At 63.1% G+C, this 24,068-nt stretch carries 23 protein-coding genes; 13 read left to right on the top strand and 10 right to left on the bottom strand.

Annotated features, from left to right (window positions below; all coding sequences use genetic code 11):
- Position 1 precedes the first annotated feature (1 nt).
- Positions 2-1,225: an AAA family ATPase gene (locus AC07WT_RS31435; RefSeq protein ID WP_494949976.1), complete on the bottom strand. Its 1,224-nt coding sequence runs from the start codon at positions 1,223-1,225 to the stop codon at positions 2-4.
- Here AC07WT_RS31435 and AC07WT_RS31430 point away from each other — a divergent pair.
- From AC07WT_RS31430 to tkt, 6 genes are all read left to right on the top strand, one after another.
- The gene (locus AC07WT_RS31430) at positions 1,224-1,397 is read left to right on the top strand and encodes a hypothetical protein (RefSeq protein ID WP_494949975.1); all 174 of its coding nucleotides are present in this window, start codon (positions 1,224-1,226) and stop codon (positions 1,395-1,397) included. The genes AC07WT_RS31435 and AC07WT_RS31430 overlap by 2 nt on opposite strands.
- 282 nt (positions 1,398-1,679) lie before the next feature.
- Positions 1,680-2,786: a porin gene (locus tag AC07WT_RS31425; RefSeq protein WP_494949974.1), complete on the top strand. Its 1,107-nt coding sequence runs from the start codon at positions 1,680-1,682 to the stop codon at positions 2,784-2,786.
- Positions 2,787-2,995: 209 nt separating this feature from the next.
- On the top strand, positions 2,996-3,445 hold the full coding sequence (locus AC07WT_RS31420) for a sugar dehydrogenase complex small subunit (RefSeq protein WP_494951091.1): 450 nt from the start codon (positions 2,996-2,998) through the stop codon (positions 3,443-3,445).
- A gap of 3 nt (positions 3,446-3,448) precedes the next feature.
- A complete protein-coding gene (locus AC07WT_RS31415; protein ID WP_494949973.1) occupies positions 3,449-5,059 on the top strand; it encodes a GMC family oxidoreductase in 1,611 nt (536 codons plus the stop codon).
- A 2-nt stretch (positions 5,060-5,061) separates the two neighbouring features.
- Positions 5,062-6,348 carry a c-type cytochrome gene (locus tag AC07WT_RS31410; protein WP_494949972.1) on the top strand — a complete coding sequence of 429 codons (1,287 nt, stop codon included), beginning with the start codon at positions 5,062-5,064 and terminating at the stop codon, positions 6,346-6,348.
- Positions 6,349-6,799: 451 nt separating this feature from the next.
- Positions 6,800-8,887, top strand: a complete 2,088-nt coding sequence (tkt, locus tag AC07WT_RS31405; RefSeq protein WP_494949971.1) for a transketolase — start codon at positions 6,800-6,802, stop codon at positions 8,885-8,887.
- Here tkt and AC07WT_RS31400 read toward each other — a convergent pair.
- Positions 8,884-9,252, bottom strand: a complete 369-nt coding sequence (locus tag AC07WT_RS31400; protein ID WP_494949970.1) for a response regulator — start codon at positions 9,250-9,252, stop codon at positions 8,884-8,886. The genes tkt and AC07WT_RS31400 overlap by 4 nt on opposite strands.
- 151 nt (positions 9,253-9,403) lie before the next feature.
- Here AC07WT_RS31400 and AC07WT_RS31395 point away from each other — a divergent pair, with 151 nt between their 5' ends.
- From AC07WT_RS31395 to AC07WT_RS31385, 3 genes are all read left to right on the top strand, one after another.
- Positions 9,404-9,865: a response regulator gene (locus tag AC07WT_RS31395; protein WP_494949969.1), complete on the top strand. Its 462-nt coding sequence runs from the start codon at positions 9,404-9,406 to the stop codon at positions 9,863-9,865.
- Positions 9,866-9,965: 100 nt separating this feature from the next.
- The gene (glgX, locus tag AC07WT_RS31390; RefSeq protein ID WP_494949968.1) at positions 9,966-12,179 is read left to right on the top strand and encodes a glycogen debranching protein GlgX; all 2,214 of its coding nucleotides are present in this window, start codon (positions 9,966-9,968) and stop codon (positions 12,177-12,179) included.
- Positions 12,180-12,417: 238 nt separating this feature from the next.
- Positions 12,418-14,568, top strand: coding sequence for a hybrid sensor histidine kinase/response regulator family protein (locus tag AC07WT_RS31385; protein WP_494951090.1), 2,151 nt, complete (start codon positions 12,418-12,420; stop codon positions 14,566-14,568).
- Between the two features lie 84 nt (positions 14,569-14,652).
- Here AC07WT_RS31385 and AC07WT_RS31380 read toward each other — a convergent pair whose 3' ends face one another.
- The 3 genes from AC07WT_RS31380 to AC07WT_RS31370 all read right to left on the bottom strand — a co-directional run bounded on the left by AC07WT_RS31380 (position 14,653) and on the right by AC07WT_RS31370 (position 16,586).
- Complete coding sequence (locus AC07WT_RS31380; RefSeq protein ID WP_494949967.1) at positions 14,653-15,672, bottom strand: class I fructose-bisphosphate aldolase; 1,020 nt, start codon at positions 15,670-15,672, stop codon at positions 14,653-14,655.
- A gap of 109 nt (positions 15,673-15,781) precedes the next feature.
- Positions 15,782-16,201 carry a secondary thiamine-phosphate synthase enzyme YjbQ gene (locus AC07WT_RS31375; RefSeq protein ID WP_492595854.1) on the bottom strand — a complete coding sequence of 140 codons (420 nt, stop codon included), beginning with the start codon at positions 16,199-16,201 and terminating at the stop codon, positions 15,782-15,784.
- Positions 16,202-16,265: 64 nt separating this feature from the next.
- Positions 16,266-16,586 carry a thioredoxin family protein gene (locus AC07WT_RS31370; protein ID WP_494949966.1) on the bottom strand — a complete coding sequence of 107 codons (321 nt, stop codon included), beginning with the start codon at positions 16,584-16,586 and terminating at the stop codon, positions 16,266-16,268.
- Between the two features lie 259 nt (positions 16,587-16,845).
- Here AC07WT_RS31370 and AC07WT_RS31365 point away from each other — a divergent pair, with 259 nt between their 5' ends.
- A complete protein-coding gene (locus AC07WT_RS31365; RefSeq protein WP_494949965.1) occupies positions 16,846-17,142 on the top strand; it encodes a DUF2628 domain-containing protein in 297 nt (98 codons plus the stop codon).
- Between the two features lie 302 nt (positions 17,143-17,444).
- A complete protein-coding gene (locus AC07WT_RS31360; RefSeq protein WP_494949964.1) occupies positions 17,445-18,767 on the top strand; it encodes a sugar efflux transporter in 1,323 nt (440 codons plus the stop codon).
- Between the two features lie 61 nt (positions 18,768-18,828).
- Here AC07WT_RS31360 and AC07WT_RS31355 read toward each other — a convergent pair whose 3' ends face one another.
- The gene (locus AC07WT_RS31355) at positions 18,829-19,344 is read right to left on the bottom strand and encodes an ankyrin repeat domain-containing protein (RefSeq protein WP_494949963.1); all 516 of its coding nucleotides are present in this window, start codon (positions 19,342-19,344) and stop codon (positions 18,829-18,831) included.
- Between the two features lie 181 nt (positions 19,345-19,525).
- On the opposite strand from AC07WT_RS31355, the gene AC07WT_RS31350 reads away from it, so the two are divergent.
- Entirely contained in the window at positions 19,526-20,158 is a 633-nt protein-coding gene (locus AC07WT_RS31350; RefSeq protein WP_492595847.1) for a LysE family translocator, read from the top strand.
- An 88-nt stretch (positions 20,159-20,246) separates the two neighbouring features.
- Here AC07WT_RS31350 and AC07WT_RS31345 read toward each other — a convergent pair whose 3' ends face one another.
- Together AC07WT_RS31345 and AC07WT_RS31340 are read right to left on the bottom strand one after the other, a co-directional pair.
- Positions 20,247-20,774, bottom strand: coding sequence for a GNAT family N-acetyltransferase (locus AC07WT_RS31345; protein WP_494949962.1), 528 nt, complete (start codon positions 20,772-20,774; stop codon positions 20,247-20,249).
- 6 nt (positions 20,775-20,780) lie between these two features.
- Complete coding sequence (locus tag AC07WT_RS31340; RefSeq protein WP_494949961.1) at positions 20,781-21,353, bottom strand: helix-turn-helix domain-containing protein; 573 nt, start codon at positions 21,351-21,353, stop codon at positions 20,781-20,783.
- A 258-nt stretch (positions 21,354-21,611) separates the two neighbouring features.
- Between AC07WT_RS31340 and AC07WT_RS31335 the strand changes: the two genes are divergently transcribed.
- Positions 21,612-22,316, top strand: a complete 705-nt coding sequence (locus tag AC07WT_RS31335; RefSeq protein WP_494949960.1) for a YceH family protein — start codon at positions 21,612-21,614, stop codon at positions 22,314-22,316.
- 35 nt (positions 22,317-22,351) lie between these two features.
- Here AC07WT_RS31335 and AC07WT_RS31330 read toward each other — a convergent pair whose 3' ends face one another.
- The gene (locus tag AC07WT_RS31330) at positions 22,352-23,182 is read right to left on the bottom strand and encodes a MipA/OmpV family protein (protein WP_494949959.1); all 831 of its coding nucleotides are present in this window, start codon (positions 23,180-23,182) and stop codon (positions 22,352-22,354) included.
- Positions 23,179-24,066, bottom strand: coding sequence for an alpha/beta hydrolase (locus tag AC07WT_RS31325; RefSeq protein ID WP_494949958.1), 888 nt, complete (start codon positions 24,064-24,066; stop codon positions 23,179-23,181). The genes AC07WT_RS31330 and AC07WT_RS31325 overlap by 4 nt, the downstream gene beginning before the upstream one ends.
- Between the last annotated feature and the right edge of the window lie 2 nt (positions 24,067-24,068).

Raw genomic sequence — 24,068 nt, 5'->3', positions numbered from 1 at the left:
GTCACGCGGCCGGCGCAATGTGATGGCGCACGATGCCGCGAATCAGCGCCGCGTCTTCCGGGCTGATCTTCGCGTAGATCGCCGGTCCAGCGGCGCGTTCGGGGTCGCCGGTGCGCAGCATCAGTTCGGCCCAGTCGAGCAGCCGGCGGGTCGAGAACGCGCTCGACAGATCCTCGCGGGCGAATGCCGCGCGGCAGTCGGCGGCGATTGCCGCGAGCGTGTCGGCGAGCGCGCGCGTCATATGCGGCGCGAGCGTGCGCATCAGCACATCGGCTTCTTCGGCCGGCGTCAGATAGTCGAGCAGATAGACGCGCCAGCGATCGAGAAACGCCTCGTTCATCAGATTCGCGCCCTGGTAGAGATGCCGGAACTGGCTCATCGCGCCGACCGCATTCGCGGTGGCGAACAGCCGGAAGGCCGGATGCGGCGCGACGATCTCGTTGCCTTTCTCCTTCAGCACGAGGCGCCCATGCGGTTCGAGCACGGCGGTGAGCGCCGCGAGAATCGACGGCTCGGCGAAATCGATTTCGTCGACGATCAGCCAGAGTCCCTCGCGCATCGCTGTGGGCAGCACGCCATCGACCCAGATCGTTTCGCCGCCCTTGACGGTCCAGAATCCGACGAAATCGCCGACCGTGGTCTGGCCGTTCATGTTCGAGCGCAACACGCCGTGACGCGAGCGCGCCGCGACCTGTTCGATCAGGCTCGTCTTGCCGGCGCCGGTATGGCCGATCAGCATCACGCGCCGGTTCTCGACGATATCTTCGACGATGTCGTTGACGCGCCCGGAAAACAGATACGCAGGATTGACGCGCGGCACGAGCGGGTTGCCGCCGCCGCATGGCACGTCGGTACGGCCGATGCGCACGGTTTCTGGCGCGTGCTCCGCGTGCCGATGTCTGGCCGCCGACGCCAGCGCGGCCACCCGTTCAAGCTCCGGCATGAAGGCCACGCGTTCGAGCGGGGTCTGCTCGCTCGCGGCGTCGCCCGCGTCGATTGCAAAGCCTTCGCGGCGCCATTTCTTCAGCTTCGCGCGCAGATTCTCCGCGTCGACCACCAGATCGATATCGACCGCCGCAGCGCCGTTGCCGTCATCTATGCCGTGCTCGAGCCGGTAGTTTTCCGGGCGGTCCGCAATGCTGACGCGCCACCATTCCGCGCCGTGTTCGGTCGCGCGTTGATAGAGGCCAAGGTTTTCGTCTTCGGTCAATTCAGGCGCGTTCATGGCAAATGGCGAATATTGGAGTAGCGAATCACGGCAATTAGCGAGTTTTGATTTGGCGGATGGCAATTCGCCGCCTATCTTATCGTGGGTGCCTTTCGATCTGCCGAATCGGCGTCTGATCTCCAATGTCGAGCGCACTGTCAGCAAAAGTTTATTGCGTCAAGCGGAATAGGCTATCAAGCGTCTATCACCTATAGTTCGACACGCGAAGCGTGTAGTTTCACAACACCATCATTTGCAATTGGGTAAAATCCCGCTTCCTCGGCGTAGGGCGGTATGCGTAACAGGTCATTGCGAATACCGTCCAGACGCCCGCAGCCGGGCCCGTTGTGAGCCTTGCGTCAAGATTCGCGGCCGCGCAGCAGAAAATCGCGGCACGCTGCGTCGAGTAGTTTTGTTTCATTCGCGATCCGCTTTGCCCAACATCGCGACAGAAAAAATTCACGGCAAAACAATGAGACTACGTACGAAATTAATGGCTGCCTTAGCGGTGGCAAGCCCGCTGGCTTACGGTCAAACCAGCGTGACGTTATATGGCCGCCTCGACGGCGGCGTTGAATACCTGAATCACATCAGCAATGGCGCGGGCGGCAGTTCGAGCCGCTGGAGCGCGGAAGGCGGCGATTGGGGCACCAGCATGCTGGGGCTCAAGGGTACGGAAGACCTCGGCGGCGGATTGAATGCGATCTTCAACCTGGAAACCGGATTGCAGGTGATGAACGGCACCACCAGCGGCGGGCGGCTCTGGTCGCGGCGCGCGTTCGCGGGTCTGTCCAGCAAGGAGTGGGGCACGCTGCAGGCCGGGCGCAATCTGTTCATCGACAGCGACGGCGTGTGGGAATTCGATCCGTTCGTGCAGCAGGCGTTTTCATCGGCTTCGCTGGTGCGCGGGCGCAACTGGCAGCAGACCAATAACAACGTCGAGTACCACAGCCCGGTGTTCTGGGGCTTCGACGTGCAGGCGCAGTACGCGCTCGGCAATCAGCCGGGCGCGTTCAACAGCGGTGCGGCCGGCGAATTCGGCCGCTCGGACGGCATCATGCTCACGTATCACTCGCCGCTTTTCGACGTGCGCGGCATCTATGACGAACTGCGCGACAGCAACGGCCGGTTCAGCAATATCTTCCAGAGTTCGCGCGAGTATTTTGTCGGTGCGAACCTGCACTTCGACGCGGTGAAGATCCAGGGCGCCTATACGCATTACGCAGCGCCGGATTCGCCGGCCGGCGTGGCCGACAGTGCGGATCACTATTGGCTCGGCGCCACCTATAACTTCCAGCCGCGCTGGGCGGTGACGGGCGGCGGCTATTACGTCAAGGTCGGCGACGGCGCCGGCGATGCGTCACATGATCCGTCCGGCCACGCGATGATGTACGTGCTCGGCACCACCTACAACCTGTCGAAGCGCACCTTCCTGTATGGCACGGTCGCTTACGTGCGCAACAGCGGCAACGCGAGTTTCTCGCTGGAAGCGTCGCCGCGTGATGCGTCCAGCAACACGAGTCCGCTCGCGGGCGAGTCGCAAACCGGCGCTTACGTCGGCATGCTGCATCAGTTTTGAAGCGGTTTCAGCAAGAGATCCGGCAACACGTTCGGCAACACGGATAGCCTCGCAGTACGTATTGAACGCATTGAACGCATCACAAGGGATAAGAACGCATTGAACGCATCACAAGGGATAAACAACAATTGACTCCACAAGACACTCACGAGGCGCCCCCCCAGGGGACTTCCTTCGGGGCGCACTCCGCGAGCGGTGAAGCGTCGGGCATGACGCGCCGCCGCTGGCTCCAGGGCGCGCTCGCGTTGACGGCGGCCGGTCTCACCGGCTCGCTCACGCTCAAAGCGCTGGCCGACGACACAACGGCCGTTCCGCTCGATGCCTTCATGACCTTGTCGCAATCGCTGACGGCCAGGTCCGGTCTTGATCGCGATGTCGGCACGCGCCTTCTGGCCGCGTTGCGCAAGTCCACGCCCGATCTCGCGCAGCAATTGCCGAAGCTGGCCGGCGCGTTGGCGGCCGGTTCCGCCGATACCGCGCAACAGGTGCTCGCGCTGAAGATCATGGAAGCCTGGTATCTCGGCACGGTCGACAACGTCGTCGTGACCTATGAACAGGCGCTGATGTTCGGCGTGGTCTCCGACACGCTGATCATCCGCTCGTACTGCCCCAACAAGCCCGGTTTCTGGGCGGCAAAACCCATCGAAAGGCAAGTTTAAGCAATGGCCGACACACAACAAGCCGATATCGTCGTCATCGGGTCGGGCGTCGCGGGCGCGATCGTCGCGCATCAAATGGCGCTCGCGGGCAAGTCAGTGATCCTGCTCGAAGCCGGGCCGCGCATGCCGCGCTGGGAGATCGTCGAGCGCTTTCGCAATCAGTTCGACAAGTCGGATAACTCGGCGCCGTATCCGTCGAGCGCCTGGGCGCCGCATCCGGAATACGGCCCGCCCAACAACTATCTGATCCTGAAGGGCGAGCACAAATTCAACTCGCAGTACATCCGGGCAGTGGGCGGCACGACGTGGCACTGGGCGGCGTCCGCGTGGCGCTTCATACCGAACGACTTCAAGATGAAGACGGTGTACGGCGTGGGCCGCGACTGGCCGATGCAATACGACGAACTCGAGCCGTACTATCAGCGCGCCGAAGAAGAACTCGGCGTGTGGGGCCCGACTGACGAAGAGCTCGGTTCGCCGCGCAGCCAGCCGTACCCGATGGCGCCGCTGCCGCTGTCGTACAACGAGCAGACCATCAAGAGCAAGCTGAACGGCTTCGACTCGCGCTATCACGTCGTGACCGAGCCAGTGGCGCGCAACAGCCGTCCCTACGACGGCCGGCCGACCTGCTGCGGCAACAACAACTGCATGCCGATCTGCCCGATCGGCGCGATGTACAACGGCATCGTGCACGTCGAAAAGGCTGAGCAGGCCGGCGCGAAGCTGATCGACAACGCCGTGGTCCACAAGCTCGAAGTCGGTCCGCAAAAACGCATCACCGCGGCTTTGTACAAAGACCCGCAAGGCAACGAGCATCGCGTGGAAGGCAAGTACTTCGTGCTCGCCGCGAACGGCATCGAAACGCCGAAGATCATGCTGATGTCCACCAGCCACGACTTCCCGAACGGCGTGGGCAACAGCTCCGACATGGTGGGCCGCAACCTGATGGATCACCCGGGCACCGGCGTCACCTTCTACGCGGACGAAAAGCTGTGGCCGGGCCGCGGCCCGCAGGAAATGACCTCGCTGATCGGCTTTCGCGACGGTGCGTTCCGTTCGACCGAAGCGGCCAAGAAGATCCACCTGTCGAACCTGTCGCGCGTCGATCAGGAAACCCAGAAAATTTTCAAGCAAGGCAAGCTGATCAAGCCCGCTGAGCTGGATGCGCAGATTCGCGACCGCTCGGCGCGCTTCGTCGAGTTCGACTGCTTCCACGAAATCCTGCCGCAGCCGCAAAACCGCATCGTACCGAGCAAGACGGAAGTCGATGCGATCGGCATTCCGCGCCCGGAGATTACCTACGCGATCGACGATTACGTGAAGCGCGGCGCAGTCCATACGAAAGAGGTCTACGCAAACGCAGCGAAGGTGCTGGGCGGCACGGAGATCGAGTATCAGGACGAGTTCGCGCCGAACAACCACATCACGGGCGCGACCATCATGGGCAGCGACCCGCGCGATTCGGTGGTCGACAAGCATTGCCGCACCTTCGATCACCCGAACCTGTTCATTTCCAGCAGCGCGACGATGCCGACCGTCGGCACCGTCAACGTCACGCTGACCATTGCCGCACTTGCACTTCGCATGGCAGACCAGTTGAAGAAGGAAGTTTGAACGTGCTGAAAAAGACTTTTTTCTGGCTGCTGGCCAGCGCGCTGACGGTGCCTGCTCTGGCGCAAGCCGATGCGGGCGTCAGCAGCAACGACACCGCGTTGATCAAGCGCGGTGAATACCTCGCGACGGCCGGCGATTGCATGGCCTGCCATAGCACCGCCAGGGGCAAGCCGTACGCCGGCGGCCTGCCGCTGAAAGTGCCGATGCTCGGCACGATCTATTCGAGCAACATCACGCCGGATCTGCAAACCGGCATTGGCAACTGGACGCTCGCCGATTTCGATCGCGCGGTGCGCAAGGGCGTGTCGAAGGACGGTCATAACCTGTATCCGGCGATGCCGTACGTGTCCTACGCGAAAGTCAGCGATGACGACGTGAAGGCGCTCTACGCTTACTTCCGATACGGCGTCGCGCCGGTGAAGCAGGCCACGCGCGCAAGCGCCATTCCGTGGCCGCTCAACATGCGCTGGCCGCTGACAGTATGGAACTGGGTGTTCCTGAAGAACGGCCCGTACGAAGCCAGGCCGAACCAGAGCGCCGCATGGAACCGCGGTGCGTATCTCGTGCAAGGCCTCGCGCATTGCAGCACCTGCCATACGCCGCGCGGTTTCGCGATGCAGGAGAAGGCGCTCGACGAAACCGGCAGCGGCTTCCTCAGCGGTTCGGTGCTGGCGGGTTGGGACGGCTACAACATCACGTCGGCGACCCATGGCGGGATCGGCGGCTGGACCCATGCGCAACTGGTGCAGTACCTGCAAACCGGCAGCGTGCCGGGCCTCGCGCAAGCAGCTGGCCCAATGGGCGAAGCGGTCGAGCATAGCTTCTCGAAGATGACCGGCGCGGATATCGATGCGATCGCCACCTACGTTCGCACGGTGCCCGCGGTGAGCGACGGCAGCTCGCAGTCACGCAGCTCGTGGGGCCGTCCTTCGACGGATGTTGCGCGTTTGCGCGGCGTGGCGATGAACGACGGCACGCTCGATCCGGCGCGGCTGTATCTCGGCAACTGTGCGACGTGCCACCAGGCGCAAGGCAAGGGCACGCCCGATGGCTACTATCCGTCGCTGCTGCGTAACTCGACGGTGGGTGCGTCCAATCCGGACAATCTGGTGCAGGTGATCCTGCACGGCGTGCAGCGCAAAACCCCGGGCAACGACGTCGGCATGCCGGCGTTCGCCACGCAACTGAGCGATGCGCAGATCGCCGCGCTCACGAACTACGTGACGACGCAGTTCGGCAATCCGGCGGCGACACGTGTGAGCGATAAGGACGTCGCGAAACTGCGCTAAGCGTGTAATGAGCGGCACGTCGTTCTTTACGACGTACAGCAGGACCACAAGGCGCGCCGGGGCATCCCGGCGCGCCTTTTTCGTTCCGACCGCCGCATCGCCAGTCTCCCCCACGGACCCGATCGACGGCGCCCGCGGCCCGCTTGCCGAACACTGGCTGCGCGCGGCTTGATCGCGGCAAATACGTGCATGGCCTGCTGTTGATCCCTTCCGGCTTTGCGTCCCGTCAGGGCCGCAAGCCGTCTGAAAGTTCAGCCCCTGACTGGCGGCCCGGCATGGCGCTTGCACGTGCCTGTCTGTAACGCGCCGTGCAGATTTGCGCGCATCGGCGCATCATCGGCGAGGTTGGCAGCGGTTCCTGATGAGTTCTTCCTGACGAGCACGGTTCGCCGGGCATGCCGATGCAGTGCGTCCCGGCGATGTTCTCAACCGCCGAACAAGGAGTGTCCCCATGCAAAACGATCCCGCCCTCGATCAGTTGTGCATCAACACGATTCGCACGCTGTCGATGGACGCCGTGCAAAAGGCGAATTCCGGCCACCCAGGCACGCCGATGGCACTGGCGCCGGTTGCCTATCATCTGTGGCAACACCATCTGCGTTATGACCCGGACGAACCGTTGTGGCCGAACCGCGACCGCTTCGTGCTGTCGGTCGGACATGCGTCGATGCTGCTGTATTCGCTTCTGCATCTGGCCAACGTGAAGGCGGTGGACGACGAGGGCAAGCCGACCGGTAAGCCCGCTGTCTCGCTCGACGATATCCGGCATTTTCGCCAGATCGGCAGCAACACGCCGGGCCACCCCGAGTACCGCTTGACGACCGGCGTCGAAACCACTACCGGGCCGCTCGGCCAGGGGCTCGGCAACAGTGTCGGCATGGCCATGGCGGCGCGCTGGTACGAGACCCATTTCAATCGAACCGATGCGTCGCTGTTCGATTACCGGGTCTACGCGCTATGCGGCGACGGCGACATGATGGAAGGCATTTCGCACGAAGCGGCGTCGCTCGCCGGCCATTTGCAGCTCTCGAACCTGATCTGGATTTACGACAGCAACCGCGTGACGATCGAAGGCCACACGGACCTCGCGTACAGCGACGATGTGGAAAGCCGCTTTCGCGGCTACAACTGGCACACGCTGCACGTGCAGGACGCGAACGACACCGCGGCGCTCGAAGCCGCGCTTGTCGAAGCGAAGAGCGTCACCGGCAAGCCGACGCTGATCGTGGTCAACAGCATCATCGGCTGGGGCGCGCCGCATAAGCAGGACACGGCGTCCGCGCATGGCGAACCGCTCGGCGTGGAGGAAGTGGCGCTCGCCAAGCGCGCGTACGGCTGGCCGGAAGACAGGTTCTTCTACGTGCCGGACGGCGTGCACGAACGTTTCGAGCAAGGCATCGGCGCGCGCGGCGAGGCGGCACGCGAGGCATGGCAAGCGAAGTACGAGGCGTACACGCAAAAGTATCCTGAGCTGTCGCGCGAATTCGCGCAGATGGAAGCGCACGAATTGCCGGCGGGTTGGGACCGCGACATTCCTGCTTTCGATGCCGACCCGAAGGGCATCGCCTCGCGCGATTCGTCGGGTAAGGTGCTCAACGCGATTGCCGCACGCGTGCCGTGGATGATCGGCGGGGCGGCCGATCTGGCGCCGTCCACCAAGACCAACCTGAAATTCGAAGGCGCGGGCAGCTTCGAGCACGACAACTATGGCGGCCGCAATCTGCACTTCGGGATTCGCGAACATGCGATGGGCGCAGTGGTGAACGGCCTCGCATTGTCGAATCTGCGGCCGTTCGGCTCGACCTTCCTGATTTTCAGCGACTACATGAAGCCGCCGATCCGCCTCTCCGCGATCATGGAAGTGCCGGCCATCTTCGTGTTCACGCACGATTCGATCGGTGTCGGCGAAGACGGTCCGACTCATCAGCCGATCGAGCAACTGGCGTCGCTGCGCGGCGTGCCCGGCTTGACGCTGCTGCGTCCAGGCGACGCGAACGAAGTGGCACAAGCGTGGCGCGTGGCGCTGTCGCAGCCGCGGCGGCCGTCGTGCATCGTCCTGTCGCGTCAGCCGCTGCCGACTTTCGACCGCAGCCGCTATGCGTCGGCCAAGGGCGTACAGAAGGGAGCTTACGTGCTGGCCGATGCGCCTGACGGGCAGAAGCCGCAGGTGCTATTGCTGGCCACAGGCAGTGAAGTGTCAATATGCGTCGACGTCTACGAGAAGCTTAGGAGCGAGGGGATTGCGGCGCGCGTGGTGTCGATGCCGTCGTGGGATATCTTCGAGCGTCAGGACGACGCGTATCGGGACTCGGTGCTGCCGCCGGACATCGACGCGCGAGTGGCCGTCGAACAGGCTGCCACGCTCGGCTGGGATCGCTACGTCGGGCGCCTGGGCGCGCAGGTGGCGATGCATACTTTCGGTGCGTCCGCGCCGTTGAGCGATCTGAAGAAGAAATTCGGCTTCACGCCCGAGCATGTGTATGAAGCGGCGAAACAGCAGATCGCGCGGGTTGCAGCGGCTTTGCGCGGCGACGGTTAAACGCGCTGCCGGCTCAACACGCGCTGCAATTCGCGTGGATCGACGGGCTTGGTGAAATGATGGTCGAAGCCGGCCGCCTCGGCGGTCTGCTTGTCCTGCTGTTGACCCCAGCCGGTGACGGCGATCAGCAGAATGCCGGCGCCGCGATGATCGCTGCGAACGCGCCGCGCTACTTCATAGTCGTTCAGAAGCGGCAAGCCGATATCGAGAATCACCACTTGCGGCGCGAATTCGCCGATCAGCCTTCTGCGCTGCACACCCCAAGGGCGACGTGCACGACGGACGTGCGTTCCATGACCCGCCGCGAGATCCAGTGCATACGTTGATGGATCGTCGCCCGCAATCCAGCGAGCAGCATGGCGCACTGTAAGCTATGGTTGAAAAGAAAGGCACCGCCCAGCAGCGTGTCGGCCGGAACTGAAACAAACGCCAGAAGAATCGTCGACCTTGACTGCGCGGCGGGAGCGAATCTTGCGCGCGTATTTCGAAGGTGCCCGCTAGCGGCACAAGGAGAGGATGGTGACGCCCAACGACGGAATGGACGAGAACGACGACGTCGTAGTCTGGCGGCCGATTCGATATGCAATGGCCTCGCACCGGCGCGTCCTGGTGGTGGACGATTATCGTGAAGCCGCCGAAGCGTTGCAGATGGTGCTGAACGCGGACGGCTTCGAGTGCCGCGCACTTGACGATCCTCTGGCCGCTTGTGAAATGGCCTGCGAATGGCAGCCGTTTGCAGTCGTGCTTGACATCAAGATGCCGGGCCTCGACGGCTTCGAACTGGCACGCCGCCTCAGGGCCAATCCATTGACCGCGCATATGTTGCTGGTGGCCTGCACCGCGTTTGCATCGCGTGAGGATCGGGCTCGCGCCAAAGCAGTGGGTTTCGATGCGCACTGCGCCAAGCCGCTGACACCGGAGCGTTTGTTGCGCGTGCTTGAATCGGCCGCTGCGTTGCGTGTGGCGGGGCCGCCGTAACGCTGCATCGGGCTTTGAAAAAATGCGTCATCCTAGAACGCGAGCCCGCGCCGCGAAAAGTACGCGTGGGTCGATGTCGGCGGACTCCACAGGAACCACTATGTCATCCCAGATCAATTACTCGACGCGCATTTCGGAAGGCACATCCTTTCCGCTTGGTGCGACGTGGAACGGAAGCGGTGTCAATTTCGCACTGTTCACTGCGCATGCAACCAAGGTCGAACTATGTCTGTTCGATGAAACGGGGCTGACGGAAATAGAACGCATCGAGCTGCCTGAGTATACGGACGAGGTCTGGCATGTGTTCGTGCCCAATCTGAAACCGGGCGCGGTTTACGGCTATCGCGTGCATGGTCCCTACGAACCCGAAAATGGCCATCGCTTCAACCCGAACAAGCTGCTGCTGGACCCCTATGCCAAAGCCCATATCGGCGATCTCAAGTGGGCGCCGGAAATCTTCGGCTATACGCTCGATTCGGAACAAGGTGATCTGTCATTCGACGAGCGCGACAGCGCCCCCTTCGTGCCGAAGTGCGAGGTGGTCGATGCGAATTTCTCGTGGACTCATCCAGAGCGCAATGCATTGCCGTGGGAGCGCGTGATCTTCTACGAGACCCACGTGCGCGGGTTTACGAAGCGTCATCCCGGCGTGCCGGAAAATCTGCGTGGCACGTTCGCGGGGCTCGGGCAGCAAGTCGTGGTCGACTACATCAAAAGCCTCGGTGTCACGTCGGTCGAATTGCTGCCGGTTCAGACCTTCGTCAACGACAGCCATCTGCTCGAGAAGGGGCTCACGAACTACTGGGGCTACAACACGATCGGCTTCTTCGCGGCCGATCCGCGTTTCTTTGCGTCGTCGATCAATTCAGTCGGCGAATTCAAGGGAATGGTGGACAGCTTTCATAACGCCAACCTCGAAGTGATTCTCGACGTGGTCTACAACCACACCGCCGAAGGCAACGAGCGCGGGCCGACCATTTCCTTCAAAGGCATCGACAACGCGTCGTACTACCGGCTGATGCCCGACGAGCCGCGCTACTACATCAACGACACAGGCACCGGCAACACGCTGAACCTGTCGCATCCACGTGTGCTGCAAATGGTCACCGACAGCTTGCGCTACTGGGTGACGGAGATGAAAGTCGACGGCTTCCGTTTCGACCTCGCGACCATTCTCGGCCGCGAGCCGCACGGTTTCGACGAAGGCGGAGGCTTTCTCGACAGCTGCCGGCAAGATCCGGTGCTCTCGAGTGTGCGGCTGGTCGCGGAACCGTGGGACTGCGGCCCCGGCGGCTATCAGGTGGGCGGCTTTCCGCCGGGCTGGGCCGAATGGAACGACCGCTTTCGCGACACCGTGCGCGGATACTGGAAGGGCGACGAGGGCGCGGTCGGCGATCTCGCCAAACGCCTGACCGGTTCGGGCGACAAGTTCAATCATCGCGGCCGCCGTCCGTGGGCCAGCGTCAATTTCATCGCCGCGCACGACGGCTTCACGCTCAACGATCTGGTCTCGTACAACGACAAGCACAACGAGGCCAACGGCGAAGACAACAACGATGGCCACTCGGACAACAAGTCGTGGAATTTCGACGTTGAAGGTCCAACGGATGACGCCGAGATCCGCCAGCAACGCGAGCGCCAGAAACGCAACCTGCTGGCCACGCTGCTGCTCTCGCAAGGCACGCCGCTGATGCTCGCCGGCGACGAATTCGGCCGCACGCAGAAGGGCAACAACAACGCGTATTGCCAGGACAACGAGATCAGCTGGGTCGATTGGGAGAGCATCGACGACGACGGCCGCGCATTGATCGAGTTCGTCAAGAATCTGACCACGCTGCGTCATCGTTTGCCGGTGTTGCGGCGCGGGCGCTTTCTCGCCGGCGAGTACAACGAAGCGCTGGATGTGACAGACGCGCGCTGGCTGTCGCCCGACGGCAGCGATCTTTCTCCTGAACAATGGGACGATCCGTCGATGCGCTGCTTTGGTCTGGTGATCGACGGGCGCGCGCAAGCGTCCGGCATTCGCCGGCCTGCGTCCGATGCCACTTTGCTGTTGGTGCTGAACGCACATCACGACGTGGTCAACTTCACGCTGCCCGATATTCCGGAGGGCGAGCAGTGGACCTGTCTGCTCGACACCAATATGCCCGTGCGGGCGGAGTTGCCGGAGTTCCGTGCTGGTGATGCTTACCAGGTGACAGGGCGTTCGTTGTTGCTGTTCGCGCTCGAAGCGCCGAGCCGGGCGACGCAGCGGGTGTTTGACGGTTTGCAGGAGCAGCTCACCACCGATGAGAGTGTCAATTCCGGACAGTGAGGGCGGCTCGTCAGCAATTCGCATACCCGAATTCGTCCGACGATAAGTACATCGATACGCACATCGATACGCACATCGTTTCCTTAGTCCGGCAGGCTAGGGCGAACGACAGAAGTAAGGTACATTCCGACGGAATGGGAATTGGCGCACGGACGCCGCGCGGAACATGCGAGACAATCCGCGAAACGCTGTGCAACGCTCACCCCACCTGTTGTCATCTTTCATGGAGATCGTGACCGTGCAGCGTGCGGAACGTGTCGCAGTCGATTTCCCGATGCCCTCGCGAAACTTCGCGGCGACGCGGCGCGTGCTGCTGATCGTGCTTGCCGTTTCGATTGTGTTTCCGCTGGCCTGCCTCGCGGGCTATGGCTATTTCGACTACCAGCGCCGCATCGCGGATTCGAACGACATGATCGACAGGCTCGCGCGCGTGGCTGAGGAACAGGCCGTCAAGGTGCTGGACCTCAATCAGCAGATGGCCTCGCGCATCGTCGAGCTATTGGGCGATGAGGACGACACGGGAATACGCGCGCATGAAGCCGCATTGCACGATCGCTTGCGCGAAATCGGCGGCGATTTCCCACAGGTCGCGTCGATCGCGGTGTTCGGCGCGGCCGGCGATCTGCTGGTGTCGAGCCGCGTCTATCCGGCGCCGGCGATGTCGGTTGCGCAGCGCGAGGACTTCACTGCGGCCAAAGCAATGCGTCCACACCCGTATTTTTCGCTGCCGATGTTCGGGCCGCTGTCGCGAACCGATGTGTTCAACACGGCGATTGGCCGCTCGGGTATCAACGGGCCATTCCTCGGTGTGGTGTCGGTCGCGCTACGTAATGAGTATTTCTCGCGCTTCTATCGTGATCTGACGAGTGGGGATGCGTCGCTGTCGCTAGGCTTATACCGCCAGGACGGCAATCTGCTGGTCCGCTATCCGGCATGGCCCGCGGGCGCCCAGCCAAAAGCGCAGAGCGCGTTCATCGCCGCATTGCGCGACCAACAGCTGTTCGGTCACATCCGCCTGACCTCGACGGTGGACGGCGTCGAACGCTTGCTGGCGTTTCGCCGCGTCGGCGACTATCCGCTCTACGTGATGAGCGCTTACGCAACCGCGTCGATCACCGGCGCGTGGCGCGGCCATTTCATACTGATCGCGGCGATCACGGCCGTGCCGTGCCTCGCGATCTGGCTGCTGGTGTTTTTCTCGCTGCGTCGACTCGAAGGGGAGCGCCGCGCGTGGGAGCGCTGGCAGGGCGAAGTGGCGATGCGTCTTTCCGCCGAGGCATCGAGCCGGCAATTGCAGCGTATGGGCGCGCTCGGCAATCTGGTCGCCAACGTCGCGCACGATTTCAACAATCTGCTGATGGTAGTGTCGGCGAACACCGAGCTTGCGCGGCTGAAGCGCTTTAACAACCTCGAAAAAGAAGTGCTCGCGGTGGAGCGCGCAACCGCCACCGCTGAATCGCTGACGCGGCGTCTATTGAGCGTCGCGAAAAAGCAGCCGCTCAAACAGGAACCGCTCGACTTCGCCCAATGGCTGCCCGCAGTCGTGCCGCTGATCGACGCAGCGCTCGGCGACAACGTGGAAGTGGCGTTGAACATAGTCGACAACGTCTGGCCGGTGCTGGCCGATCCGACCGACCTCGAATTCGCACTCGTGAACCTTGCTGTCAATGCGCGCGATGCAATGCCGCGTGGCGGCCGTTTTGTGATTCGCTGCCAGAACAATCGGCTGATGAGCAGCGATACGTTGCTGCCGGACGGCGAATACGTGCTGATTGCCTGCTCGGACGACGGCGAGGGCATGCCCGAAGCGGTTGCGCGGCGCGCGTTCGAACCGCTGTTCACCACCAAACTGCGCGGCTCGGGCAGCGGCCTCGGTCTCGCCCAGGTTCTCGCGATGTGCGAACAGGCGGCGGGCGCGGCCAGGATCGACAGCGTGCCGGGCAGCGGCACCACCGTCAGGCTTTATCTGCCGCGCTATCGCGAGCGTCATAAGGCGGCGCCCGGCGCCGAAGCGGCGTATCAGCCGGCGCCTTCGTCGCCCGGCATGGTTCTGCTGGTCGAAGACAACGAGGACGTGGCGGCGGGTGTGGCCGCGGTGCTGGAGACCTTCGGTTGCGAAGTGCGGCATGAACCCACCGCCGATCAGGCGTTCGACGTGCTGAGCGGCGGCGCGAAGTTCGAACTCGTGCTATCCGACATCCAGATGCCGGGCAAGCTCAGCGGTATCGACCTCGCGGAAAAAGTACGCAGCGCGTGGCCGGCGCAGAAGATCGCGCTGATGACGGGCTACGCCGACGAACTCGAACGGGCGCGCCGGCTCGGCGTGGCGATTCTCGCCAAGCCGTTCAATATCGACGAACTGCACGCGCTGGTTGCGTGCGAACCGTAAGCTTGCCGGCCGCCATGCACGGCGCGGCCGGGCCGCCACGACCTTATATGTCCCGGCATCGCGGACCATCGGTTGCCGCCCACGTTACTTCTTTTCCTGCGACGCGTCGTACTGGCCGAGCGCTGCTGCGCCATTCAGGCGCGCACGCTTGAGCAAGGCCTTTTGCGCTTCTTCGACGTGGCTTGCCTCGCCCTTCCATGTTTGCAGCGGCGGTTCCTGCAACGCCCGTCCATATGAAAAGCTCAGATTCCACGGCAGCGGCCCGAGGCGATTCATCGCGTCGAGATTGGCTGTGGCTTCTTCCGGCGCTTGGCCGCCGGACAGGAACACGATGCCCGGCACGGCGGACGGCACCGTACGTTTGAGCACCCGCAAGGTTTGCGCCGCGATCTCCGCAGTGGTCGATTGCTGGGCATGATCCGCGCCGGCCAGCACCATGCTCGGCTTCAGCAGGATGTGTTCGAGCACGACACGATGCCGATGCAGCGCGTGAAAGACCTCGTGCAACACTGCCTCGGTCACTTCGGCGCTGCGCTCGATGGTGTGATCGCCGTCTATCAGCACTTCCGGTTCGACGATCGGCACGATGCCCGCTTCCTGGGAAATCGCCGCGTAACGCGCCAGCGAATCGGCATTCGCTTCGATCGCGAGCCGGCTCGGCAGACTTGCCGTGACGTTGTACACCGCACGCCATTTGGCAAAGCGCGCGCCTTGCCGCTTGTAGTCGACGAAGCGTTTGGCGAGGCCGTCGAGGCCTTCGGTGATTTCGTCGCCGGGGGCGAGCGCAAGCGGGATCTTGCCGAGGTCTACCTTGATGCCCGGCACGATGCCGTTTCTGGCGGCCAGTTGCGCAAACGGCGTACCGTCGTTCGCTTTCTGACCGAGCGTTTCTTCGTAGAGGATCACGCCGCTGATGAACTCGCCGAGACCGGGCGTGGTCAGCAGCAGATTGCGGTACGCACGGCGGTTTTCCTCGCTGGATTCGAGGCCGATCGTCCTGAAGCGTTTGGCGATGGTCGGGCCGCTTTCGTCGGCGGCGAGAAGGCCCTTGCCGGGTTGGACCATCGCATCGACGGTAGCCTGCAGTTCGCTATGGGTGCCCATGAGATGTTGCTCCCTTTAAGCCGGTTGACGGATAAAGCAGTGCAGCAAACGCATTTGCAGATATCTGCTGCCGGGGTCTGCTGTCTGCTTCGACAGCGCCGGCAGCAGATCATTCGCCGATCAGGTGCAGCACGATATCGCGCGGTTGCGTGCGACGGCGATGTTCGAACAGGTAAAGACCTTGCCACGTGCCGAGCACCATCTGGCCGTGCTCGACCGGCACCGACAATTGCACCTGCGTCAACGCCGTGCGAAGGTGGGCCGGCATATCGTCCGGTCCTTCGGCATTGTGTTCGTAACGCTCGGCGTCTTCGGGCGCGAGGCTCGCGAAGTAGCGTTCCAGATCTCGTTGCACGGCAGGATCGGCGTTTTCCTGGATTAATAGAGAAGCTGAAGTGTGACGGCAGAACAGCGTCAGCAGGCCGGTGCCGATCGCCTGTTCGGCGACGAAGCGGCGCGCTTCGTCGGTGAACTCGACGAGTCCGCTGGTGCGGGCTTTGACGCTCAAGTGATGGATGGCTTGTCGCATGATGGGTTGTCGCTTACGCGTTGCGGCGGGGCACGCTGTGATCGCGCCCGGATCCGCGCGCGGATCAGAGAGACGTGAAGGCTTCGGCAATCTCGGTCGCGTTGGCGGGGCGCACTACGCGTGCGACTTCGGCGCCGTCGCGCATGAAGATCAGCGTTGGCCAGAGTTTGACCTTGAAGGAGCGGCCCAGCGGGTGGCCGGGTCCGTCTTCAATCTTTAGATGCCTAATGCCGGTGTGTGGTTCGAAGGCCTTGCTGATCGACGCCTGCGCGCCCTGGCAGTAGCCGCACCAGTCTGTGCCGAATTCCAATACCGTGGCGCCCGGGAGGGTGTCTACCTCGGCGCGCGAGGGGGCTTTCTGTGAGTAAGCTGTTTGCGTGGCCATCGTGACTCCCGAGGTTGGTTGCCTCTTCAGGCGAGATATTGTTGATGATTGCGGATTTGGTAAGAAAAATCACCTGGTACATTGCGCAACAGCTTCAGCAAGAACATCTTCCCCAGCAGGATTCTGAAAAAACGGCGTCGTTCATGATCCGCACGCGTTCGATGAAAATGTAGGCAGACACACGTTCTTGCCAACCGGGCGTGTTAAACATCATCATTTGCCGCAAATCAGCGGCGTGTCATCGCGTTCAGGAAAGGAAATGGGAGAACGAATCTATCTGCATTACCCGGGCAAGGACGAAACGGTCGCCGTCGCCACCGGCTTCAGCTGGGGCGCGTTCCTGCTCGGCTTCGTGTGGGCTTTGTCAAAGAGAATGTGGTTTGCCGCTTTCGTCATGCTGGCGGTCAATATCATGCTTTTCTTTGCGGGCCTGTGGGGCAGTGCGGGCGACCTGATCGGACTGGCGCTGTCGATCCTGTTCTGCATCGCTTGCGGCGTCTACGGCAATCAATGGCACCTGCGGACGCTCGAAAAGCGCGGTTACGTCCTTCTGTGACGATGTAGCGGCGAGGGCGGCAACGCGGGAGCGAATCTTGCGAGGCATCCACCGCGCTAATGCACGTCCCGAAGCACGTCCGCCGAAGCACGTCCGCCGAAGCAATGCGCGCAACGGACGGCAAGCAGCGTTTTCCTCGTTGCGAGTTCGTCAGCGACGGCACGCTACGCGAATTTGGGACGCGGGGTACGCGGGTTTACGCGCAAGCGAGGTCGGCCGATAATGCTCCGTCGATCCGGCCATGCATTCCTTGGCGCCCATGGCGCCTGGCAGCGGCTCGCGTTCCCTGACCACCGCCACCCGTGCTGAAGACCTCACGTTTTTTCGATCTGCTGCGCATCCCTGGCTTCAAGCCGCTGGCCGCCGCCACCCTCATGCTCGGGGTGGCGATGTCGTTTACCGCTCCGTATCTGTCGCTGTTCGGCGTCGAACGCGCCGCCATGACGCCGTTCAGGCTCGGCGTATTCATGACGCTGATCGCCGCCAGCGGCGTGCTCGCCAGCACCTTGGCCGGCCGCTGGAGCGACGCGAGCGGACGGCACCGGCCCTTGCTGCTGGCGTCGCTGGTAGCCGCCGCGCTCGGCTATCTGTGTTTATGCGTAGTGCGTGATTACCGGCTGTTGCTGGCGGTCGGCATTGCCTTTATCGGCGCGGGCGGCTCGGCCATCTCGCTGGTGTTCTCGTTCAGCCGCGCGGCGCTGCCGGTGCCGGACCCGGCTGAGCGCGCGTTCGCCAGCGCGACCTTGCGGACCATTCTGTCTGCGGCATGGGTGTTCGGTCCGTCGGTGGGCGCGCTGGTGCTCGCGGCGAGCGGTTTCTACGGGCTCTTTCTGTTCGCCGCGGCAAGCTTTGCCGCCTGCGCGACGATCGTCTGGCGGATGCGGGAGCCGCAAGGCCATCTGGGCGATCACACGGTGGAGGACACGGCATCCGAGCCGTCGGCGTCGATCACGGTGCCGCCATTGACCGCCCCCGGCGAAGATGCGCACGAGGACCTGCCGGGTGTCGCTTCGCCGAGCGACATTCGCCGCGCGGTAGCCGCGCTCACGCTGCTCGGCCTCGCCGCCAACGCCACCATGATCGTGCTGCCGCTCTACATCGTGCATGGCCTGAACGGCACGCATCTGGACGTGTCGATCATGCTCGGCCTCGGCGCATTGACGGAAATCCCGATGATGCTCGCGCTCGGCGCGAAATCGTCGACGCTGCACAAACCGAACTGGCTGGCCGCATGCGCTGCGGTGCACGCGGTCTATTTCATCGCGATGTCGCTGGCCGGGCACGTCGACGTGCTGATCCCGATGCAGATGCTCAACGCCTTCGTGGTCGCGGTGACCTCGTGCCTCGGCATGACCTACGTGCAGGATCTGATGCCGGATTCGCCGGGCCGCGCCACCGCGCTGTTCTTCAACGCGGCGCGGCTCGGATCGATTCTGTCGGGCGTGTTGTCGGGTTTGCTGGTGCAGGCGTTCAGCTATCGCGGCACGTTCCTGTTCTGCGGTCTGCTGGCGCTCGGCGCGCTGGTGCTGTTCGCGGTGCCGGGCTACCGCTATTCGTTGATGTGGCGAACGGTACGGGGTTTTGTGCGGACGCAATATGGAAAGCTTCAGGTGCGGCGGCAGTAGCGCCAGGCCGTTGAAAAGAGGCGTATCGCTTTTTCGATGAGCAGTAATTCGGCCGCGGACGTTACTGTCGAGAGGATTGGGGAACTCGCCGGTGTCGATGTCGATTTGGAGTCGTTCCGTTCAAATCACGCGCACCGGGATCTGCCCCGTGGGCAATCAGCAGATCGACAATCGCCGTGCGATTGAACATGGCAGCGACCATAAGAGCAGTGCGCCCATCCGGCGATGCACCCTCGACATCCGCGCCATGCGCAAGCAATACCTGAATCACGGCGTCAAAGCCCTTAAACGCGGCGCCGGCAATGGGTGTCTGCCCATTATCATTGCGCAGGTTTGGATCGGCGCCATGCTCAAGCAGCGTCCGCACCGCATCCACGTGACCGTGATAACTCGCCAGCATCACGAGACTGTCGCCTTTGTCATTGCGCAAATTCGGCGGCACGCCTTTTTCGATCACCGCGGCGAGCATCGCGGCATCACCGCGTCGTGCAAGTTCGAAGACTTCATGCGCGAGTTCGAGCAATGCCGGATCGATCTGCGGCTTGGAGGATGGGGAAGAATCAGCGTGGTCGGTCAATGGCATCTCCTTGCGATGACCCCGGTCGCCTCGGCGGCGCCGGGAACATCGGTGAGGATAAACATTTTGCGCCGCTGACGCCTGCGCAGGGGCGCGCCCAAGGCCGAGTGTGAGCCGGGTGCCGCGATATAGGCTATATTCGGCGGCACTGCCAGATTTCACTTTCTCAGAGGAGAACGCCGTGCCCGCTGTCACAACGCTGCTTGCCTTCGGCCTGGTTTCGCTCGGCATGGTGCTCACGCCTGGGCCGAACATGATCTATCTGATCTCGCGCTCCCTTTGCCAGGGGCGTCGCGCGGGGCTCATATCGCTCGGCGGCGTCGCGCTCGGTTTTGTGTTCTACATGTTCTGCGCCGCGTTCGGCATTACCGCGCTGCTGTTGACAGTGCCCTATGCGTATGACGCGTTGCGTTTCGGCGGCGCGCTCTACCTGCTGTATCTGGCGTGGCAGGCGGTCAAACCCGGCGGACGCTCGCCGTTCCAGGTGCGCGATCTGCCGCACGACAGCCGCCGCAAACTGTTCACGATGGGACTCGTGACCAACCTCGCGAATCCGAAGATCGCGGTGATGTACTTGTCGCTGCTGCCGCAATTCATCTCGCCGGGGCACGGCAGCGTGCTGGCGCAGTCGATCGTGCTCGGCTGCGTGCAGATCGTGGTGAGCGTTACCGTCAACGCGCTGATCGCCAGCATGGCGGGTTCGATTGCCGTGTTTCTCGGCGGCCGGCCGGTGTGGCTACGGGTGCAACGCTGGCTGATGGGTACCGTGCTCGCGGGGTTGGCGGTGCGGATCGCGCTCGATTCGCGCCGTTGAACGCATAACGGCGGCAAGCGGAGAAGGCGGCGCGCAAGGTACTTTCAAATCTTCGAAAGCGGCCTGACAGCGAACCGCCGATGCTTTCTCAAAGCGCCTTGTACATGATCGTTGTCGAATCGAGCCGCTCTTCGATCGTATCGCGGCAGAAGCCCGGAATCACGCCGACCGTCCGGTAACCCAGCGATGCATACAGTGGCTCGGCCTTGTCGCCGGTGCGCGTGTCGAGCGTGAGCAGGCTGCGCTGCAACTGGCTTGCGCGGGCTTCGAGCTCCGTCATCAGCGCCTTGGCGATCCCCTGGCGGCGAAACTCGGGATGGACCAGCAGCTTGCGCACTTCGGCGCGGTGGCGCTGGTTCGGCATCGTGTCGTAATCGAGTTGAACCGTCCCCGCGATGCGGCCTTTGCAGCGTGCCACCAACAGCACGAGCGAACCGGCTTGCAGCGACGGCAGCACCTTGGTGCTCCAGAACGCCTCGCTTTCCTCGACCGTGCACGGCAACACGAAACCGATGCTGGCGCCGTCATGAACGCAGGCGCGCAACAGCGCGCCGAGTTCCTGGGTATGGCGAATCAGATCGTCGGCGGAGAAGCTCATCGGGGTGGTTGCAGTCATGCGGGCTCACACGATGAAAAGAACGTAGCGGGCGGCGCAATGTGCGGGCGTCACGAACGCGCTGGGGCCGAACAGCTGGTAACGCAGACAGTCGCCGGGTTGGAGATTGTGGCTTTGCCCGTCGACGGTGATCTGCAATTGTCCTTCGAGCAGGATCAGGTGATGTTCGAGGCCCGGTCTCGGCGACGCGTCGTAAGTGATGCGCACGCCGGCGTCGAGTTCGCACTCGAGCGCTTCGCCGCTCAGCGCCTGCGCCGGCGGCGACACCGAGCGCCGCCGGAAGCCGACGCTGGGATCGCTCCAAACCGGCTGCGCGTTGCGCGGCACCAGCGGCGCGAAATCTTCCTCGACCATATGCATCAGGCGCGACATCGGCAGACCGTAGGCGACGCAGAGTTTGCCCAGCACGCTCGCGGTAGGGCTCACGGCGGCGTTTTCGAGGCGCGATAAGGTCGCGCGGCTGACGTTGCCAAGCTTCGCCAGATCGTCGAGCGACCAGTTGCGTTCGGCACGCAGCGCCCGCAGACGCTGGGCGATACGACGGTCGATGGCGTTGTCGTCGGTGATTGAATTTTCCATATTCGGGAAATTATCTCGAATATGGAAAATCGTCAACGAAACAAAAATCCGGGCGGAAGCTCCATCGGGAATGGGCTTTGTGCGGCGGCATGCGTCGTGCCGCGTAGCGCCGCGCGCGGCGTGTTGCTGCGGAGATTCGTACACCGAGGGTGCCTGGGCCGTTTATCATAAGGCTCACAAACTAAAAACTCCGCCCGGCTTTGCGACGCTATGCACGCCGGTCCACGCGACCCGGCGGCGTCCGCCGCGACATCATCTATGAACTCCAATCCTGACGCTCTTTCCCGCCCGTCCATCCGTGCTCTGACGCAACTCGAAGGGCGCGTGCTCGGCGTGCTGGTCGAAAAACAGCACACTGTGCCGGACAGTTATCCGCTTTCGCTCAACGCGCTGACTTTGGGCTGCAACCAGAAGACCGGTCGCGCACCGGTGATGAGCGCCACTGAAGCGGAGGTGCTGACTGCCATTGACAGCCTGAAGCGTCTGAGCCTGGTTCTGGAGGGCAGCAGCAGCCGTGTGCCGCGGTTCGAGCACAACATGAATCGCGTGCTTGGGCTGCCGGGCCAGTCGGCTGCGTTGCTGACCACGCTGCTGTTGCGCGGCCCGCAGACCGCGGCCGAGTTACGGCTGAACAGCGCGCGTTTGCACGGTTTTGCGGACATCTCGTCGGTCGAGGCGTTTCTCGACGAACTCGCCGTTGGTGAGCCACCTCGCGTGGTGAAACTGGCACGCACGCCGGGCGAGCGTGAGAACCGCTGGATGCATCTGTTATGCGGGGAAGTCAGCGCGAGTGAAATCGCCCAAGCGGGAGGCGATGAGGATAGTGCGCCGTTGTCGGCGTTCGAGGCTGTTAAGGCCGAGCAGAAGAGGCTCGCTGATGAAGTGAGCCGGCTTCACGTGCTGGTTGCGCGTATGGCCGCGGAGCTCGGGATCGATCTCGGCGATATCGAGGGGCGGTCGTAACACCGCAGGCACAACAAAAACCCCGCCTGGCAGGGCTAAAACCGATAATTCACCGAGGCGAGCGTATCGAGCTCAAACCTCCGCTCGGTAATCGGGCTATTGGCCGCGTTATGCTCCAGACGTCCAAACGTTGCCGACACCGACCCAACCCAGTGTCTGGAAATATCGTAAGTGACGACCGCATTCATATGAATGTCCCGCACACCGGCGCTGGTGTTGTATACCGGCAGCCCCGAAGCGGCGCTCTGCCGACTCGACACGCCAAAGAACGTCCGCGTATAGGTGCCGTTCGCCCAGGTCAATCCGGGCCCCACCGAGAACAGCCATCCACCGACCGGCGCGGAAGCGACCACGTCCGTGCTCACCGTCGTGCCCTGATGATGTCCGGCGATATCCTGATACAGCGCGACCGAACCCGTGAACGCCCACACCGTGTAATCGGCGAATAGCTTGAGCTTGGGGCCGCTGTGCACGTCGCCGAGACCGTGCAGACGCGGATCGTCGGATTCCTTGCGGGTCTGGAAATCGAAACTGAGCGCAGCGCCCAGGTGATACGCCGGCCCTCGCAACACGTTGATGCCGAGTACGTCGGGACCTTGCGAGAAAATCCGGTCGTCGTAGGAGATGTCGAGCGCAGGGAAGGGGAACACGCTCAACTGGCGCGAGCCCGGATACTTGGGCGTGACCATCACGCCGGGCCCGAGCGCGATCTTCCATTTGCTGTCGGCGCTCGCGTTCGCATTCGCAGGCGCCTGCGCGTCCGCAGCCGGACTCTGATCGTCAGCGCGCGCTACGCTTGCCGCAAGGAGGCAAGCCGCCGCAAGCAGCAGCGGCGCGCGAGCCGGTTTGCCGAGCCTGAGCGTCATGCGCGCTCCTTGCCGAGCGCCGCGAGTTGCCGCAGGCGCCGCGCCAACGCCTTCGATACGACCTGCGGCCTCTCGCCGTCGCTATTGCTGTGGGCCACTTCACTTTCGCGCAGAAACAGCGCGGTTTCGCGCGCGACGATCTCTCGCTCGTTGTCCGATGTGATCATGTGATACGAGTCATCCAGCCAGATGGTGCGTAAAAAAGCGGCGCCGATATTCCCTGCGACAAAACGGGCGTTGTGCGGGCTCGACGTTTCGTCGTCGATTGCGTGGACGATCAGGCAATCGGTCTTGATGCCGCGCACCAGCGTGCGCACGTTCGCGGCCAGCCGGCTCGCCTGGTGCAACGCCGGCAACGAAATGGTCGACGGGCCGACTTCGCTGAAGTCGCTGCGCTGCATGGCGCGCGCGATCTTCGCTCTGAGCGCTTCGTTGCGCAGACCGAACGGCGTCTCCTCGCGATAACGCCAGCGGTTGCGCAGCGGCGTGAAGTACGCCCAGTCGAGCAGAAAGCGATACCAGGGGATCGCCCAGCCGTCGTAGGACAGCGTCAGCGACAGCAGCACCACGGCTTGAGCTTGCGGGCGGCGGTGCGCGAGCGCGAGCGCCAGCGCCGCGCCAATCGAAAGGCCGCAGATCGACACGCGGGCAAAGCGCGCGGCCAGCGCGTCGTACTCGCGCACGGCGGCGTCGAGCCAGACTTCCATGGCCGCTTCGTCGGAACCGGCGCTATAGCCGGCGAGGAGCGGCGCGCTGGTCGTGAAGCCTTCGGCGTTCAGATGGCGCGCGAGGAAACGCAATTCGAGCGGCGAGCTGGACAGGCCGTGCAGCATCAGCACCGCATGGTCGTCGCCGGAATAGAACAGGCTGGTCGGTCCGCTCATGG

Source organism: Paraburkholderia sp. GW821-FHT02A12 (genome assembly GCF_059422005.1).
This window is presented reverse-complemented; position numbering and strand designations above follow the sequence as displayed.